The following is a 15,395-nucleotide window of genomic DNA, read 5'->3' as shown; positions in this document are numbered from 1 at the left end:
CTATGGCCCGTCTATCTGGTTTTTTGACTGATAACTGAAACACGAAAGACTATACAAGCGGCCGTCACAAACCGGCCGTATGGCAGCGATAGAACTGGATGGCGTCACCAAGCAGTTCGGGAGTCTCACCGCACTGCAAGGGGTCGACCTTACCGTCGAGGAGGGCGAAATCTTCGGCTTCCTCGGCCCGAACGGGGCCGGGAAGTCGACGACGATCAACATCCTCCTTGATTTCGTCCGCGCGACCGACGGGTCGGCGACGGTGCTCGGCCACGACATCCACGAAGAACCGAAGCGAATCCGTGCCCGCACTGGAGTCCTCCCCGAAGGCTACGACGTGTACGACCGGCTCACCGGTCGGCAGCACCTCTCCTTTGTCATTGAATCGAAAGACGCCGACGAGGACACCGACGAACTGGCTGAACGAGTCGGCATCGCCGACGCCATCGACCGCAAGGCCGGTGGCTACTCCAAGGGGATGCAACAGCGCCTCGTGCTGGCGATGGCGCTCGTCGGTGAGCCCGACCTCCTCATCCTCGACGAGCCGACGACCGGGCTCGACCCGAACGGGGCCCGGCTGATGCGCGAAATCATCCGCGAGGAGAACGAGCGCGGCGCGACCGTCTTCTTCTCCAGTCACATCCTCGGCCAGGTCGAGGCCGTCTGTGACACGGTCGGTATCCTCCAAGACGGCCGCCTCATCGCGAAAGATAGCGTCTCCGGGCTTCGAGAGGCCGCCGCTGGAGACACCGTCCTCCGCGTGACGCTTGCCGACGGCGACGGCACCGACGCCGCGGTCGCGGCTATCGAGGGGCTCGACGAGGTGTCGACGGTGACAGCGGACGGAACGACGCTCACTGTCGGCTGTGATAGCGACGCGAAGATGGCCGTGCTCAACGCTGTCGAGGAAAGCGGGAGCGAGGTCGCCAACTTCGAGACCGAGGAAACCTCGCTTGACGAAGTGTTCGCCGCCTACACCGAGCAACAAGAGCAAGAGCAGGCGGAGGTCGATGCATGAGCGCCGAACAGAACCCGGTCAAGCGCCTTCTTGGAGACATCGACACGAGCATCAAGAACTCCGAGTTCGCCGACTGGTACCCGATCTCGAAAAAGGAGTTCCGTGACACGGTCCGCTCGCCGTGGATCTGGGTGCTCTCGTTTATTTTCATCGTGCTGTTCGCGCTACCGGCGGTGCTGGGCCTGTATTTCAACATCGGCCAGCAGTTCGCCGAAGCCGGGGCGTCGCTGACGACGGACGCGTACGTCCGCTTTGCACTGCCGATTGCGGCACCGCTGCTCCCCGCTGTGGCAATCGTCATCGGCTATGCCGCGATTGCCCGCGAGAGCGAGCGAGGCTCCCTGAAGATACTGCTGTCGCTCCCGTACACACGCGGTGAACTGCTCGCCGGCAAGTTCGTCGGCCGGAGCGCGATCACGCTCATCCCGGTGACAGTCGGACTCCTGACGACCCTGTTAGTGTTGCTCCCGTCGAAAATCGAGATCGCGTGGGAGTCGTTCCTGCTGTTCGCGCTCGCCACGATGGCGTACGGCGTCGTGTTCACGGCGTTCGCTATCGGTCTTTCGGCGGCGCTGAAAACCGCACGCCGGGCGATGGCAGCGTCGCTCGGGATTTACGTCTACCTGCAGGTGTTCTGGTCGAACCTCGGGGCAGGCCTCGGAAATCTGCTATCGGACCACGCGAACATCGGCCAAGTGACCCAGCTTCACGTCGAGCTGTTCGTCTCGCTGCTGAGTCCCATTGCATCGTACCGCACGCTCGTTCAGGAGATCCTGCAGGGGTCGCCGATCCGCTCTCGACTCCTCCTGACATCGAGTCCGCAGGTGACGTGTGAGGAAATGCTAGGCGGGACGCTCGAAGTGACACAGGCCGGTGCCGAATGTACCAACGCAGCGCTGCCGCCCCAGTACAGCACTATCGCAGTTATCGCCTACCTCCTCCTGTGGCTGGTCGTCCCGCTGGTCGCCGGCTACTACGTCTTCGAGAACAAGGACCTGTAACTGGAGATCGGACGGGTATCCCAGTCTCCAAACAGTTCATTTAAAACCAGTACACAGACCTCACGTCGCCAATCGAGACTTAAATACACGCTATGGCCCTATCGGCCCAATTCGGTCTACGCCGGAGGCGATGTGTGGAACTACAACTGTATCGAGAACGTTCTATGTAGAATATACCTAGGTTATCTTCGATTTTGCGGACGAATTTATCAAGAAGCTCTGATGTAGACTGAGCTATAGATATCAAAAGTGAAAATTAGAAGGGTATTTTATTATACCAAATGAGCAGATTTTGGTATGTGTCTGGAAGTACTGCCACAGCGAACGATACAGCCGTGCAGCACGAAGCAGAAACGGATGGAATAACTACCATGGATGGCGAGGTAGTTCTGGAGAACCGACATCCGGGATGGGGCCTCTGGTGGAAGTTCCTCGGAGCGGCCGGATTCCTGTTTTTGATAATGCTTGGATCCGGTGAGCTCGGCGGGATATTCTTTGGTCTTTTGATTGCCGGCGCGATTGTCGGCTACGTTGCGTTCGCACGGTCACAATCTCGTTTCATCGTGACCGACGAGCGTATCAAAATGGACCTAGGTTTTATTCGGAGCCAGAGCCGCGAATACCGAATCTCGGACGTTCAAGGACTGGACACCTCTCAAGGTATCATCGCGAAACTATTCGGAATCGGTGACATCCAAGTTCGGACTGCCGACGGGACGACAATTACCTGGGTCGGCGTTCCAGACCACGACGCCGTCGCGACCGTCATCCGAGAGCAACAGCGACAGTTCGATGCCTCAATGGATCGAAAGTAAACGGTTCTGAACGGTAATAGGCTCCACTCTGTCGAGAGAAAGCAGTAAACTGTCGCCTTGCCCGCACGTTTTTATTCTGGTGATGAGCCCATCGATAGCGTTTAGTTAGAGCATTGAGCCATCGAGCAAAGCTCTGCAACCAGTTTTCGGCGGTTTCTGGGTCGACTGGCTGAAGCAGTTTGAAAACGACGAGGTTCGACGCTTCAACTCTCGAAAAATTCGTTCGACAGCGTTCCGATTTCCGTGGCAACACATCTGAAATCAGAGTTCAACTCGTTGTAGTGCAGTTTAGAGGTATTGAGCGCCATCACGAGAAAGACGGCAGTTTCGACATCGTGTTTTTGCCGAAGTTCGCACAGGAAAGTTTCTGTGAGAGTGGTCGTAGTCGTCGCAAACAACCGACGTGAAGCAGCTCGTTCGATTGCGGATCAGCGGCGTTCACAAGAGCACAGCTCTTGTGCAGCCCATCAGAATGGCAAAACCATTCTGAGGACGGCGTACAGCCAGAATTGCTAATCGTTGATGCGTATCACCGTTTCGTCAAGCGCAATCTGATTCGGTGATCTTCCAGAGTCTGACTGTATATCGGCTTTTTGAACTCAATCGTGGATGGCTTTGCGACTGTGTTGGACACCCAGCGAATCAAGTAATTCGACGGTATCCGACAACGAAAGTCCCGCAACGTGCGATTGAATACCCAACGCCATCGCCGACTCGGGTGTCCGCTCTCGCTCGATAAAATCCAAGTCGATCCACTCGCTATGTCCGCTGAGGCGGCTGATTTCTGCCATGAACCAGTAAGAAATCCGTCCGCCTCTGCCTTTCACGCTTAACTAAACACCGCCACAGAGAGCGCCATAGCACCACAACGGATTCGTCACTCGGGAAACTCGACACCGGTGATTTCGAACCGAGCGCCCCCGTCCTCGCTGTCGGTGACGTGGATCTCCCAGCCGTGGACTTCGGCGATCTGTCTGGCGATCCGGAGCCCGAAGCCGGTCCCGTCCTCGGCGGTTGAGTAGCCCGCCTCGAATACCTTCTCGCGTTTGTCGGCGGGGATACCCGGGCCATCGTCGGACACGTAGAACCCCGTTCCGTCGTCAAGGAGCCCGACCGAAACGGTTACCCCCGGGCCGCCGTGTTCGATCGCATTCCCGAAGAGGTTCTCGAACAGGCCCGACAGTCGGTCGCTGTCGGCCTCGGCGATCCACTCCCGGTTCTCGTCGGCCACATACCGTAGCTCGGCGGCTTCGTCGCCGTCCGCGACGATCGTCCAGGCGGCGTCGCTCGTCTCCCGGAGATCGACGGGCTCTGTCATCCCGATATCAACTCCCTCGCGGGCCAGCCTGAGGACGTCGTCGGCGATGTCGTTCATCCGCTGGAGCGCGTTATCCATCGAGTCTAGGTGCTCGCTGTCACACTCCTCGCGAGCGAGCATCAATCGGCTGCGAGCCACCTGTAGCGGGTTTTGAAGATCGTGAGAGACGACGCTGACAAACTCTTCGAGGCGCTCGTTTTGCTGGGCCAACTCCCGTTTTTGCTCCGTCAGGTCCGTGATGTCTCGAAAGGTCCACAGCCGGCCGAACCGCGTCCCATCCTCGGCGACAACGGGTGCGGTATAGCGGTCGAACACGCGACCATCCGCGAGTTCGAGTTCGTCTCTGGCGGTCATCTCGGGGCGTTCATACAGTGACTCAACATCTACGCGAAACGCCTCGGGTTCGGCGACTTGCTCCATTGCCCACTCCAGGGCCACTTCCTCGTCGCCACGTTCGACAATATCTCGCGGGATGTCCCACATATCGACGAACCGTTCGTTGTAAGAGACGATAGTATCGTCTTCGTCGACGACGAGTATCCCGTCGATCACCGCCTCTTGCTGTGCTTTGAGAATCGACCGCTGTCTGGCGATTTTTGTCTCGTGTTCCCGTTGCTCGGTCACTTCGCGGGTGACACTGACCACGCCCTCGACCGTCCCGTCGATCACAAGCGGCGTGAGCCGGTACTCTAGCACCTCATACCCGTGGCCGGGGAACTCGCCGCTCACCTCCCCACGGAGTTCGTCGCGTTCACCGTCGATTAACTCTTGGTACGGGTCTCCCTCGTACTCGATCCGGATCTTCGGCAGAAGACTGCTTGGTTCCCCTTCCAGTTCCTCTCTCGTCGTTCCGTAGAACGAGGCTAGATACTGATTGACGAGCTCGAACCGCCCCGCCGTGTCGTAGATGCAGGCCGATTCCGGCATCGTGTTTACCATCCGCTTGTATCGCTCCAGTTTGCGCTCTCGCTCCCGGAGGTCGGTGATGTCCATGACGAACCCTTCCAGTGCGTCCGGTTCGTCCGCTGCCCCCGGAACTCGGTGTCCGTGTTCCCACATCCACTTCTCGATGCCGTCGGCAGTGATAATCCGATAGGTCACCTCGAACTCACCCTGGGCCGCGAGCGCGTCCTGAACCGTCTCCCAGATCCGGTCGCGGTCCTCCGGATGGAGTACGTCGTCGCCCCAGACTACCTCCCCAGTCTCGAAGTCTGCAGCCGTGTAGCCGGTGAGAGATTCGATCTCGCCCTCGACGGTTTCCATCGGCCAGCCCGATGCGTTGGGACGGCGATAGACCATCCCCGGAAGGCTGCTGATGAGCGACTCCAATCGCCGGGTTCGCTCGTCGAGCTCTCGGCGGGACCTGCTTGCGCCGACGGCGTTGCAGATCCGGTTCGCGAGCAGTTTGTACTGCTCGGTGCCCGAGCCCTTCTGGAGGTAATCGGTCACGCCAGCAGATATCGCGTCGCTCGCGATTTCCTCGGACCCTTTCCCGGTGTAGAGGATGAATGGGAGGTCACCGTGGCCCTCACGAACGGTTTCGAGGAACTCGATTCCGTTCTGGTCCGGCATGTCGTAGTCCGAGACGATACAGTCGAAGCGCTCCACGGAGAGTCGCTCCATCGCCGCATCGACATTCGTCGCGGTCTCGACACACAATCGGTCGTCCTCGTGTTCGAGCACCGTCGCCGTCACGTCCACGAGGTCCGAGTTGTCGTCGACGTGAAGAACGCGGACTGTCTCACCGGCGAAGTCCATAGTCTTTCAAGTATAATAGAAATACGCGAACAAAATAGATAGGGTCAACAGCGGACACAGACACGAGACGGGTGATAGCGTGACTGGTCGGTTCGAGCGTGTCTGAACGCTATCGCGATGGCCGACGGCGGCTCATTCGGGACCGTTCGACCCGCATCTCACAACACACCCGCGTCGTCCAGCAGTTCTTCGAACTCTGCTTCGGTAAGCGTCGTCACGTCGTGTTCTGCAGCGTCGTCCTGTTTTCGCTGACCGGGGTTGTCACCGAGCACCAGATAGTCCGTGTTGCCGGAGACGCTGCTGGTCGCCGACCCGCCGTTGCGCTCGACCAGTTCCTGCGCGTCGCTGCGGGTGTAGCCGTCAAGTGATCCAGTGAAGACGAACGTCAGGCCATCCAGAGCGTCGCCACCCGTTTCCTCGGCGGCCTGCGGATCGACGTAGTCGAGCAGGCGGTCGATGACGGCACGGTTGCCCTCGCCCTCGAAGAACTCCACGATGGAGCGGGCGACTGCCTCACCCACGTCGGGGACGGCCTCGAACGCGTCGGTATCGCCCTCGTCAGCAACGTCCAGTATCGCCTCGAACGTACCGAACTCCTGAGCGAGGTTTCGCGCCGTGACAGTCCCGACTTCGGGGATGCCCAGCGCGACGAGGAAGTCCGCGAGCGGTGGTTCACGGGCGGCGTCCATCCCCTTGACGAGGTTCCGGGCACTGGTCTCGCCCCAGCCCTCCAGATCGGTGAGGTCCTCGACGGTAAGTTCGTACAGGTCCGCGGGGTCCGAGACGAGGCCGGCGTCCAGCAGCTGCTGGACGGCTTTCTCGCCGAGGCCCTCGATATCGAGCGCGTCGCGGCTGGCGTAGTGCTCGACGCTGCGCTCGCGCTGGGCGGGGCAGGTCAGCCCGCCGGTGCAGAACGCCATTGGGCCATCGCGCTCGACGGGACTGTCACACGCCGGGCAGGTTGCCGGGAACTCGAAGTGACCGTCGCCGTCGTCGTCGAGCACTTCGACGACATCCGGGATGACATCGCCGGCTCGCTTGATGCGGACGCGGTCGCCCACGTCGACGCCGAGGTCGGCGATGAGCGACGGGTTGTGTAGTGAGGCACGCGAGACGGTGACGCCACCGACCTCGACGGGGTCCATGAGCGCGACGGGGGTGAGCCGCCCGGTCCGGCCGACCTGCACCACGATGTCCCGCACTGTGGTTTCCTCTTTCCGGGCCGGGAACTTGTAGGCGAACGCCCAGCGCGGGGCGCGGGAGGTCGACCCGAGTGCGTCGCAGGCGTCCATGTCGTCGACCTTGATGACGACACCGTCGATCTCGTAATCGAGGTCATCGCGGGCCTGCTGCTGGTCGTTCCGGTAGTCGATGGCGGCGTCGATGTCCTCGACGACGGCAGTTCGGTCACAGACTCGCAGTCCCCATTCCGGGAACCGTTCGTGCATCTCGCTGTGGCTCTCGAAGTCGACCGAGGCGTCGAGGACGCCGAAGAAGAACACCGACAGCGGGCGCTCGGCGGTCACCGACGGGTCGAGCTGGCGGAGCGTCCCGGCGGCGGCGTTGCGGGGGTTCGCGAAGGGGTCCTCGCCGCGCTCGACGCGCTCGCGGTTGAACGCCGTGAAGGCGTCCCGCGGGATGTACACCTCGCCCCGGACGGCCAGATACTCGGGGTACTCACCGCGGAGCCGCTGGGGGACGCTGGAGATGGTCCGGACGTTCTCGGTCACGTCCTCGCCGACCTCGCCGTCACCACGCGTCGCGGCCCGCTGGTAGACGCCGTCCTCGTAGACGATTTCGATGGAGAGGCCGTCGAACTTCGGCTCGCAGAAGTACTGCACGTCGTCGGTGTCGAGCCGGCCCCGGACCCGCTCGTCGAACTCCCGTACGTCCGCTTCCTCACCGCCCTGATCAATAGAGCCCATCCGGGCGACGTGTTCGACATCGGGGAGTTCGTCCAGTGGCTCGCCGCCGACGCGCTGAGTCGGACTGCCGTCAGTGTCGAGATCGAACGCCGATTCGAGTCGCTGGAGCCGGGTAAACAGCGCATCGTAGGCCCGATCGCCGATGGCCGGGTCGTTCTCGACGTAATACCGGTAGTCGTGGTCGCGAATGGCCTCGCGCAACTGGTCTGCCTGCTCGCGTGCGGTCTCGGCGTCGATGGTCTCGACGGGCTCGAACTCAGTCCGCGGATCGGAGAGATAGGGGTTCTCGACGGCGTCCTCGGCAGTGGTCATGCTGACGGAGTGTTGCGCCTCGGATACAAAAACGGCTCTGCTCCGGCCCTCAGGTCAGGGGAGCAACGGGCGGAAGCTGGGAGTGAGCGTTACCCACGTCGCTGCCGCCCGTGACAAGGGGAGAGAAATAGTGCAGAAACTGCCAGCTATCGGCCGATACTGGAACTGGGGGCCTCGATGACGAGTTCCCCATCGCTTCGGACGGTGACCGAGTGACCGGCGTATTCAAACGAGATGCTAACAGGTGTCGAGCGCTTCGGAGAGTCGAGGAGTGAATCGAGCGCTTCGGGGTCGATAGTCTCGTACAGCGGTGCGAAGTCAGTCTGTTCCCGGCCGGTCATGGCAGAGATGTACTCAGTCACTGCCGCGCTGGGCCGCGTCTCGCTCCAGTCGAACTGTTTTCTGGTCACGTTCATCGATGTTGGGGTGTCGCCGTCCCTACTCCGCCTGTTACTTTTACTCATACGGTTTGTCTGTTTACATCAAAGTAGCAATCAGTAATATAGTCTTCCCAGCATTATCAAACTGTGAAAATGCCACATCGTAGAATCGAACTGCCCCAAATCTACCTATAGCCCCGGCCTCCGTCGATCATCGCTCTGCTTACAGGTCGGCGATGTCTTCGATTGCGTCGGTTAGCTCCTTGATACTCTCGACGGTGTGCTCGCCCATGTGCCCGATGCGGAAACTCTCCTCGCTGATGTCGCCGTAGCCGCTGGAGAACACCATGTCGTACTCCTCGGAGACGGCCTCGACCGTCTCGGCGACGTTGATATCCTGCGTGTTCTCGATGCAGGTGACCGTCTGGGACTCGTAGCCTTCCTCGGGATACAGGTCGAAGTGTTCGCGGGCCCACTCGCGCGTGTACTCGGCCATCTCCTGATGGCGCTGGTCGCGGGCGTCGTGGGTCTCATCGAGCATGTGTTTCATCTGCTTGCGGTAGGCGAGCATGAGCGGGATCGCCGGCGTGGAGTGGGTCTGGCCCTTCCGGTCGTAGTAGTCCAGACAGCGCTGGAAGCCCCCGTACCACGACGCAGAGTCCTTCTCCAGTTCCCGCTCGTAGGCCGCGTCGCTGACGGCACAGACGGCCAGCCCGGGTGGCATGGCGAACGCCTTCTGTGTGGACGTGAAGATGGCGTCGATGCCGTGAGCTTCGATGTCGATCTGGTCGCCGCCGAGACAGGAGATAGCGTCGACGATGAAGTAGGTATCCGGGTACTCCGCGACTACGTCGCCGATTTCCTCGATCGGGTTTCGGACGCCGGTCGAGGTCTCGTTCATCACGGTCCCGACAGCGTCGTAGTCGCCGGCTTCGAGCGCGTCGCGGATATCGTCGGGTTTGACCGCCTGCCCCCAGTCGTACTCGATGCGGTCGACGTCCTTGCCGAGGCGCTCGGCGACGTTGGCCTGGCGCTCGCTGAACGCGCCGGAGGTCGGCACGAGCATGCTGTCCTCGACCAGATTGAGCGTCGTCGACTCCCAGAACTCCGTGCCCGACGCCGTGAGCACGATGACGTCGTTGTCGGTCCCGAGGAACTCCTTCGTGTCCTCGACGATGGTGGTGTAGAGGTCGGTCATCCGGTCCATCCGATGGCCGAACATCGGCTCGGCCATCGCCTCGATAACGTCCTCGCGCACCTCTGTCGGCCCCGGGAGATACAGCGTCTTGTCCTGGTAGTCGTCTTTGTATTCGCGTTTTTCGGTCACAGAACCACCTGTAGTAGGTACACTCTCGAATCCGGGGGGCATGGTAGTTTTGATACCGGGCGAAGCGAACCGGCGCACGCCCTGAAGCACGCATACGCTCACAGGGAAGAAACACAGATGGCGGTTGTACCCGCACGAAGTAGTTACCAATTGAACAATCACATTCGGCCATGGATTGCCACACCCAGCTCACAGACGCCCAGCGAGCGGCCGTCGCCGATAGAGCGGTCGAGCAGGTCGCCGACACGTTGGTCGAGATGCACGACGGCTCGCAATCAACTCACTGCAAACCGCTCAGCGACGACGATACCAGCGGATACCGTACATGACCAGCCCGGCATAAATCGCCGGACCAACCAGAACCGTCGCACTGGTCGCTACCATGCCGCTGAACAGATATCCGAGGAACACGTCGATAAACACCAGCAGGAAGGGCGCGAGCGCGAGTGCCTTCCCGCCGGTTCTGAGCGCCGCGTCGAACGTCGACTGTGTCGCGGCAATTGCTCCAATGCCGGCGACGACGAGGAGATACAGCGCGGCACCCGGAGGCGAAACGAGTGGGAGCGTGAACAGTGCGATACCGGCGAGTACGACACCGACGATTGTCGGCCCGTTGTCGCTCCGTGCGAGCGCGTTCTGGATACCGTCGAGGTCACCGGCGTTGAGGGCCGCTTCGAGGTCCGACGTGGTTTGACTGCCGCCAGCGTCGAGGACCGTTGTCCCGGTTCCAGCGTCGACCGGGCTGTCGAAGTCCCGGCCACAGTGCATACACCACGTCGCGGTCGCACTGACTTTCTCCGAGCAGTGAGGGCAGCGGGGATCGGCGGTCATACTGTCATGTTCGAGGGCGCACAGTTAGCGGTTACGGGGGGAGAATATACACGTCTCCGGGGTAAACGGGGTGTATGGATTGGGTCGCACGGGCCGAAAGCCTCCTGTACGACGGCGAGGTGATCGAGGCAGACGTTCGGCTGGACCGTGGTGGCGTCGTCGTGACGAGCCACCGCGTCCTCGTGTTCACGCCGGACCGCGAGGGATCGAACTACCGACAGGTCGACCGCCCCAACGTCGAGGGCGTCGATGTCACCACGAGCGGTGACTGGTCATTCCTCGAACTTGGCGTGAAGGCGCTGGTCGTCGGCGTCGTGCTGGTAGCTGCCGGGATGACCGTGAGCCTCGATAGCCTCGTCAGTAACGTCTCACTGGACAGCGGCGGTGCTGCGAGCGCCGTCGGTATTGGCGGGATGCTGGGGATGCTCCAGACGATGCTGACGCTGATGGCACAACTGGACGACCTGATGCGCCTGTTCGGGAGCCTCGCGCTGGCCTTTGCCGCCGTCGTCCTCGGGGTCTATCTCTGGAGTCGCGACCGCCTGCTCGTCGTACGCGTCGCCGGTGACGACGACATCGAACTGGCCGCCCCAGACGACGAGAGCGTCGTCGAGCGGATCGAAACCGCCATTGTTCCGGAGACACCACCTTCCAACGGCGAGGGGACGGCACAGCCGCCGTCCGACGACCCGCTCCCGTGACGTTCAACCCCGCCGAGCGCTAACCCCAGAGTAATGGACGCCGACGAGGTTCGAGAGCGCGCGGGGTCGTTGCCACGGGAGCCCGGCGTGTACCTGTTCGAACAGAGCCGGGACGACACGCGCCGGGTCCTCTACGTCGGGAAGGCCGTCGACCTCCGCGACCGCGTGCGCTCCTACGCCGACCCGCGGAGCGAGCGCATCGCCAAGATGGTCGAGCGAGCCGAGACAATCGACTTCGCCGTCACCGACACCGAGACGCAGGCACTGCTGCTCGAAGCGAACCTCATCAAGCGCCACCGACCGCCGTACAACGTCCGGTTGAAAGACGACAAGTCCTACCCACTGGTCCAGTTGACCGACCATGCCGTCCCCCGGATCGAGGTGACACGCGACCCGGCGGATGGCGCGACCGTCTACGGGCCGTTCACCGACAAGGGGCGGGTGGAGACAGTCGTGAAAGCACTGCGGGAGACGTACGGGCTTCGGGGGTGTTCGGACCACAAGTACAGCAACCGGGACCGGCCCTGTCTCGACTACGAAATGGGCATCTGTACCGCGCCCTGCACCAGTGAAATTAGTGAAGCCGAGTACGCCGAGGACGTGGAATCGGTCACGCGGTACTTCGAGGGCGAAACGGGCGTCCTCGCGGACCCGTTGCGCCGCGAGATGGAAGCCGCCGCACAGAACCAGGAGTTCGAACGCGCCGCAAACCTCCGTGACAAGCTCGGGGCTGTCGAGGCGCTTCACGGCGAGGGCGACACCGCGGTCAGTGACTCCGGAGGATACCAGACGACGGACGTCCTCGGGGCCGCCATCGAGGGCGAGCGCGCCATCGTCGCCCGGCTCCACGCCGAGGGCGGCAAGCTTGTCGAGCGGGACCGGCACACGCTCGAAGCGCCGGACGGCGAAGGCACCGCCGGCGTGTATCGGGCGTTCATCCCGCAGTACTACGCCGAGCGGGAGCTACCCGACCGGATTCTCTGTGCCGAAGACCCCGCCGACCCGGACATCGAATCATGGCTGGAGAGTGTGGGCGTCACGCTCGGGGTGCCCGGGGCCGGTCGAGAGGCGACGCTGGTCGACCTCGCGCTGAAAAACGCCCGCCAGCGCGGCGGGACTGACGACGAGAGCGGCCGGCTGGCCGATGCGCTGGGAATCAGCCGTCCGAGCCGTATCGAGGGCTTCGACGTGAGCCACGCGCAGGGCCGGTCGGCCGTCGGCTCGAACGTCACGTTCGTCGACGAGACGCCTGAGAAGAGCGACTACCGCCGGAAGAAGCTCACCGAACAAAACGACGACTACGCGAACATGCGCGAACTCCTCCGCTGGCGGGCCGCGCGCGCCGTCGAGGGCCGGGACGACCGGCCAGACCCGGACCTACTGCTCATCGACGGCGGCGACGGCCAGCTCGGGGCGGCTCGCGACGCCCTCGCAGAGACTGGCTGGGACGTCCCGGCCATCGCGCTCGCGAAAGACGAGGAACTGGTCATCACACCCGACCGTGTGTACGACTGGGACGACGACGCCCCGCAACTCCACTTGCTCCAGCGGGTGCGTGACGAAGCGCACCGCTTTGCCGTCCAATATCACCAGACGCTACGGGACGAAGTCTCGACGACGCTGGACGACGTCCCCGGCATCGGCCCGGAGACGCGGAAGCGGCTGCTCCGACGCTTCGGTAGCGTGGACAGCGTCAGAGCGGCCTCCGACGAGGAACTAACGGCTATCGACGGTATCGGCGAGCAAACCGCGGAGACGATTCGGACCCGGCTACAGTGATTTCGTATAGCAGATAGTAGTTTATCGTCGATAGCTGGCCAAACCCACGATTCTCCGGATAGATGTCGTAAAAAGCCGCTACGCTACGTTTTCGGCGACCTGATACGTTATGGCTCGACAACCGAGTTACGGAGCGTGCCGACGCCCTCGTAGGTTATCTCGATCGTGTCGCCAGGCGCGACCGTGCCCGGGTTGGCCGGGCTGCCGAACGCAACGACATCGCCGGGCCGGAACGTGAACCGCTCCGAGAGGTACGCGACTACCTCGTGCGGTCCGAACAGCATCTCGCTGGTATTGGCAGACTGTCGGCGCTCGTCGTTGATGTCGGTGTACATATCGATACCGGTGGGGTCGACGTCAGTCTCGATCCACGGGCCCAGGGGGCCGGAGCCGTCGAAGGCCTTTCGGGCGGTTCGGCCCTGCTGATCCAGCGCGTCGACGTCGTTCAGTATCGTGTAGCCCGTAACGGCGTCAGAAACGTCAGCCGGATCGATATCGTGACACCGCTTGCCGATGACCGCAGCTAGCTCACCGGCGTAGGTGAGCTCGTCGGTGAACGGTGGGTAAGAAATGTCCTGTTCGTGGGCGAGTAGCGCTGTCGGAGGCTTGATGAAGAAATCCGGCTCCTCGGGGCGGTCGTAATCCATCTGGTCATTGGTAGCGGCGTAGTTCCGGCCGACGCAGTACAGCGCGGTCGGTTCACACGGCGGGAGCAGTCGGCCATCGCGGCCAACCACGTACTGGCCGTCGTCGGCGTTGATGACGCCGTCAACGTATTCGCCGGTGACCGGTCCATCCTCGGTCAGGAGTCGTGCAGTTCGCATACCGAGTGGTCTGTGTGGCGGTGAAAAAGGCGTGTCGGCTACCGCGTACACCGCTCGACAGTCATCACCAGCTACGAGGCCGAAAACGCCGCTCTGTGACCGGTATAGCAAATCATCGATCCGTTTGCTGTAGTCGAAGTAAATCTAATATCGCTATATCAAATAGTCCAACGATCACGGAACAGGCATCGAAGGGTTCGAAGGACGGAACGGCGGTGACACCACCGAAGCGACTTTTTCGCACAGCGGCGTACCAGCATACATGTCTGTGACCCGACGGCTACTCATGGCCGTCGTCGGACTGCTGTCGCTGCTGGTCTATCTCGCGGCGGCATACGTCGGGTATATGCTGCTTCTGCCAGTGTGGGACAGCCGTCCATCGCCACTGATGGCCACGCTGGTCATTATCGGGACAGCGATCGCTCTTGGCGTCCTGAACTACTGGGCTGCAACGGCGCAGCTCAAGCGGTCTCTCGATGCAGTCGAACTCTCACGGGCGCGCGTGCCGGAGGTCTACCGCCGCCTCGACACGCTTGTCGCTCAAATGGACGTCGAGACGCCGACGCTGCTACTGGCGGAGTTGCCAGTCCCGAACGCGTTCGCCATCGGCGGCGGCGCTGGGGCGATCGTCGTCGACAGGCGGCTGTTCCGGCTGCTGTCCGTGTCGGAGTTCGAGACGCTGCTGGCGCACGAACTCGCGCATCTGGAGACCCGCGATGCGCTCGTTCAGACTGTCGCGTACAGCCTCGTCCAGACGTTTATTGGGCTCGTCGGCCTCGTGGTGTTCCCCATCGTGGTACTCACCGGCGGTATCGCCCGTTCACTCGCGTTGCTACGCGGCGACCCGTCGTCGTGGTCGCGCTCCTGGCTTGGGCGGGCACAGCGATACGCGCTACAGGTCGTTGCCGGTCTCGGATTCGCGGTGACGTTGCTGATACTCGGCTACTCCAGACGTCGCGAGTTGGCAGCCGACGACCGTGCGATCGAGATAACGGAGAATCCCCTTGGACTTGCTCGTGCCCTTGCGAAGATCGAGCAGGCGTCGAAACCAGACCCCGGTCTCCTGCGGCAGTTATACGTACACAACGAAGCGGACAGTGATCTTTCACGCCTCTTATCGACGCATCCACCGATGGACGAACGAATACAGCGGCTACAGGAGCGAGCGCAGCACGGTAGTTCCGCAAAGGTGAGCAAGTCGTCAGGCAGCCGTCGGTAGTTGTGTCGTTCAGTAACGGGCGAAAGCGCAGTAACATATTCGATCAGCGCTTTCAGGCATAGACAATCAGATTTAACAGCCATATCGGAGGCGTATAGTCAAAAGGCGGCCAGTTTCGCCATAGATACTGCTCGTAACACGTCGGTTTCAATAAGCTGGTCTGACCGGCCAAAATCTTGTTTGAGAT

At 61.8% G+C, this 15,395-nt stretch carries 12 protein-coding genes and 1 pseudogene; 6 read left to right on the top strand and 7 right to left on the bottom strand.

Going from position 1 to position 15,395, the window contains the following annotated elements:
• The first annotated feature begins 79 nt into the window (after positions 1-79).
• The 3 genes from ACYJ11_RS08265 (at position 80) to ACYJ11_RS08255 (ending at position 2,834) form a co-directional block, all read left to right on the top strand.
• Positions 80-1,018, top strand: a complete 939-nt coding sequence (locus tag ACYJ11_RS08265; RefSeq protein WP_461647436.1) for an ABC transporter ATP-binding protein — start codon at positions 80-82, stop codon at positions 1,016-1,018.
• Positions 1,015-2,019: an ABC transporter permease gene (locus ACYJ11_RS08260; protein WP_461647435.1), complete on the top strand. Its 1,005-nt coding sequence runs from the start codon at positions 1,015-1,017 to the stop codon at positions 2,017-2,019. The genes ACYJ11_RS08265 and ACYJ11_RS08260 overlap by 4 nt, the downstream gene beginning before the upstream one ends.
• A gap of 371 nt (positions 2,020-2,390) precedes the next feature.
• Positions 2,391-2,834, top strand: coding sequence for a PH domain-containing protein (locus ACYJ11_RS08255; protein WP_461647434.1), 444 nt, complete (start codon positions 2,391-2,393; stop codon positions 2,832-2,834).
• A gap of 109 nt (positions 2,835-2,943) precedes the next feature.
• Here the strand turns inward: ACYJ11_RS08255 and ACYJ11_RS08250 are convergent.
• From ACYJ11_RS08250 to ACYJ11_RS08225, 6 genes and pseudogenes are all read right to left on the bottom strand, one after another.
• Positions 2,944-3,625: pseudogene (locus ACYJ11_RS08250) on the bottom strand (IS6 family transposase); the annotation flags it as partial.
• An 86-nt stretch (positions 3,626-3,711) separates the two neighbouring features.
• The gene (locus ACYJ11_RS08245) at positions 3,712-5,910 is read right to left on the bottom strand and encodes a PAS domain-containing sensor histidine kinase (protein WP_461647433.1); all 2,199 of its coding nucleotides are present in this window, start codon (positions 5,908-5,910) and stop codon (positions 3,712-3,714) included.
• A gap of 158 nt (positions 5,911-6,068) precedes the next feature.
• Positions 6,069-8,147, bottom strand: coding sequence for an NAD-dependent DNA ligase LigA (gene ligA, locus ACYJ11_RS08240; protein WP_461647432.1), 2,079 nt, complete (start codon positions 8,145-8,147; stop codon positions 6,069-6,071).
• A gap of 146 nt (positions 8,148-8,293) precedes the next feature.
• Complete coding sequence (locus ACYJ11_RS08235; protein ID WP_229727272.1) at positions 8,294-8,611, bottom strand: HalOD1 output domain-containing protein; 318 nt, start codon at positions 8,609-8,611, stop codon at positions 8,294-8,296.
• Between the two features lie 139 nt (positions 8,612-8,750).
• Positions 8,751-9,854 carry a pyridoxal-phosphate-dependent aminotransferase family protein gene (locus ACYJ11_RS08230; RefSeq protein ID WP_461647431.1) on the bottom strand — a complete coding sequence of 368 codons (1,104 nt, stop codon included), beginning with the start codon at positions 9,852-9,854 and terminating at the stop codon, positions 8,751-8,753.
• Positions 9,855-10,148: 294 nt separating this feature from the next.
• Positions 10,149-10,622 (bottom strand): hypothetical protein, encoded by a 474-nt coding sequence (locus ACYJ11_RS08225; protein WP_461648423.1) that lies wholly within the window; start codon positions 10,620-10,622, stop codon positions 10,149-10,151.
• Between the two features lie 137 nt (positions 10,623-10,759).
• On the opposite strand from ACYJ11_RS08225, the gene ACYJ11_RS08220 reads away from it, so the two are divergent.
• Together ACYJ11_RS08220 and ACYJ11_RS08215 are read left to right on the top strand one after the other, a co-directional pair.
• Positions 10,760-11,386, top strand: a complete 627-nt coding sequence (locus ACYJ11_RS08220; protein ID WP_461647430.1) for a hypothetical protein — start codon at positions 10,760-10,762, stop codon at positions 11,384-11,386.
• Positions 11,387-11,419: 33 nt separating this feature from the next.
• Entirely contained in the window at positions 11,420-13,165 is a 1,746-nt protein-coding gene (locus ACYJ11_RS08215; protein ID WP_461647429.1) for an excinuclease ABC subunit C, read from the top strand.
• A 107-nt stretch (positions 13,166-13,272) separates the two neighbouring features.
• Here the strand turns inward: ACYJ11_RS08215 and ACYJ11_RS08210 are convergent, their stop codons facing one another.
• The gene (locus ACYJ11_RS08210) at positions 13,273-13,989 is read right to left on the bottom strand and encodes a fumarylacetoacetate hydrolase family protein (RefSeq protein ID WP_461647428.1); all 717 of its coding nucleotides are present in this window, start codon (positions 13,987-13,989) and stop codon (positions 13,273-13,275) included.
• 262 nt (positions 13,990-14,251) lie between these two features.
• On the opposite strand from ACYJ11_RS08210, the gene ACYJ11_RS08205 reads away from it, so the two are divergent.
• Entirely contained in the window at positions 14,252-15,208 is a 957-nt protein-coding gene (locus ACYJ11_RS08205; RefSeq protein ID WP_461647427.1) for a M48 family metallopeptidase, read from the top strand.
• Positions 15,209-15,395 lie beyond the last annotated feature (187 nt).

The organism is Haloarcula sp. H-GB5 (genome assembly GCF_054850705.1).
The sequence above is the reverse complement of the archived record's forward strand: the minus strand, read 5'-3'. Positions and strand labels throughout refer to the sequence as shown.

Coding starts and splice junctions, on each gene's coding strand:
- ACYJ11_RS08265 (WP_461647436.1), top strand. CDS start 80: ATGGCAGCGATAGAACTGGATGGCGTCACCAAGCAGTTCGGGAGTCTC.
- ACYJ11_RS08225 (WP_461648423.1), bottom strand. CDS start 10,622: ATGCACTGTGGCCGGGACTTCGACAGCCCGGTCGACGCTGGAACCGGG.
- ACYJ11_RS08215 (WP_461647429.1), top strand. CDS start 11,420: ATGGACGCCGACGAGGTTCGAGAGCGCGCGGGGTCGTTGCCACGGGAG.
- ACYJ11_RS08245 (WP_461647433.1), bottom strand. CDS start 5,910: ATGGACTTCGCCGGTGAGACAGTCCGCGTTCTTCACGTCGACGACAAC.
- ACYJ11_RS08255 (WP_461647434.1), top strand. CDS start 2,391: ATGGATGGCGAGGTAGTTCTGGAGAACCGACATCCGGGATGGGGCCTC.
- ACYJ11_RS08220 (WP_461647430.1), top strand. CDS start 10,760: ATGGATTGGGTCGCACGGGCCGAAAGCCTCCTGTACGACGGCGAGGTG.
- ligA (WP_461647432.1), bottom strand. CDS start 8,147: ATGACCACTGCCGAGGACGCCGTCGAGAACCCCTATCTCTCCGATCCG.
- ACYJ11_RS08235 (WP_229727272.1), bottom strand. CDS start 8,611: ATGAGTAAAAGTAACAGGCGGAGTAGGGACGGCGACACCCCAACATCG.
- ACYJ11_RS08260 (WP_461647435.1), top strand. CDS start 1,015: ATGAGCGCCGAACAGAACCCGGTCAAGCGCCTTCTTGGAGACATCGAC.
- ACYJ11_RS08210 (WP_461647428.1), bottom strand. CDS start 13,989: ATGCGAACTGCACGACTCCTGACCGAGGATGGACCGGTCACCGGCGAA.
- ACYJ11_RS08205 (WP_461647427.1), top strand. CDS start 14,252: ATGTCTGTGACCCGACGGCTACTCATGGCCGTCGTCGGACTGCTGTCG.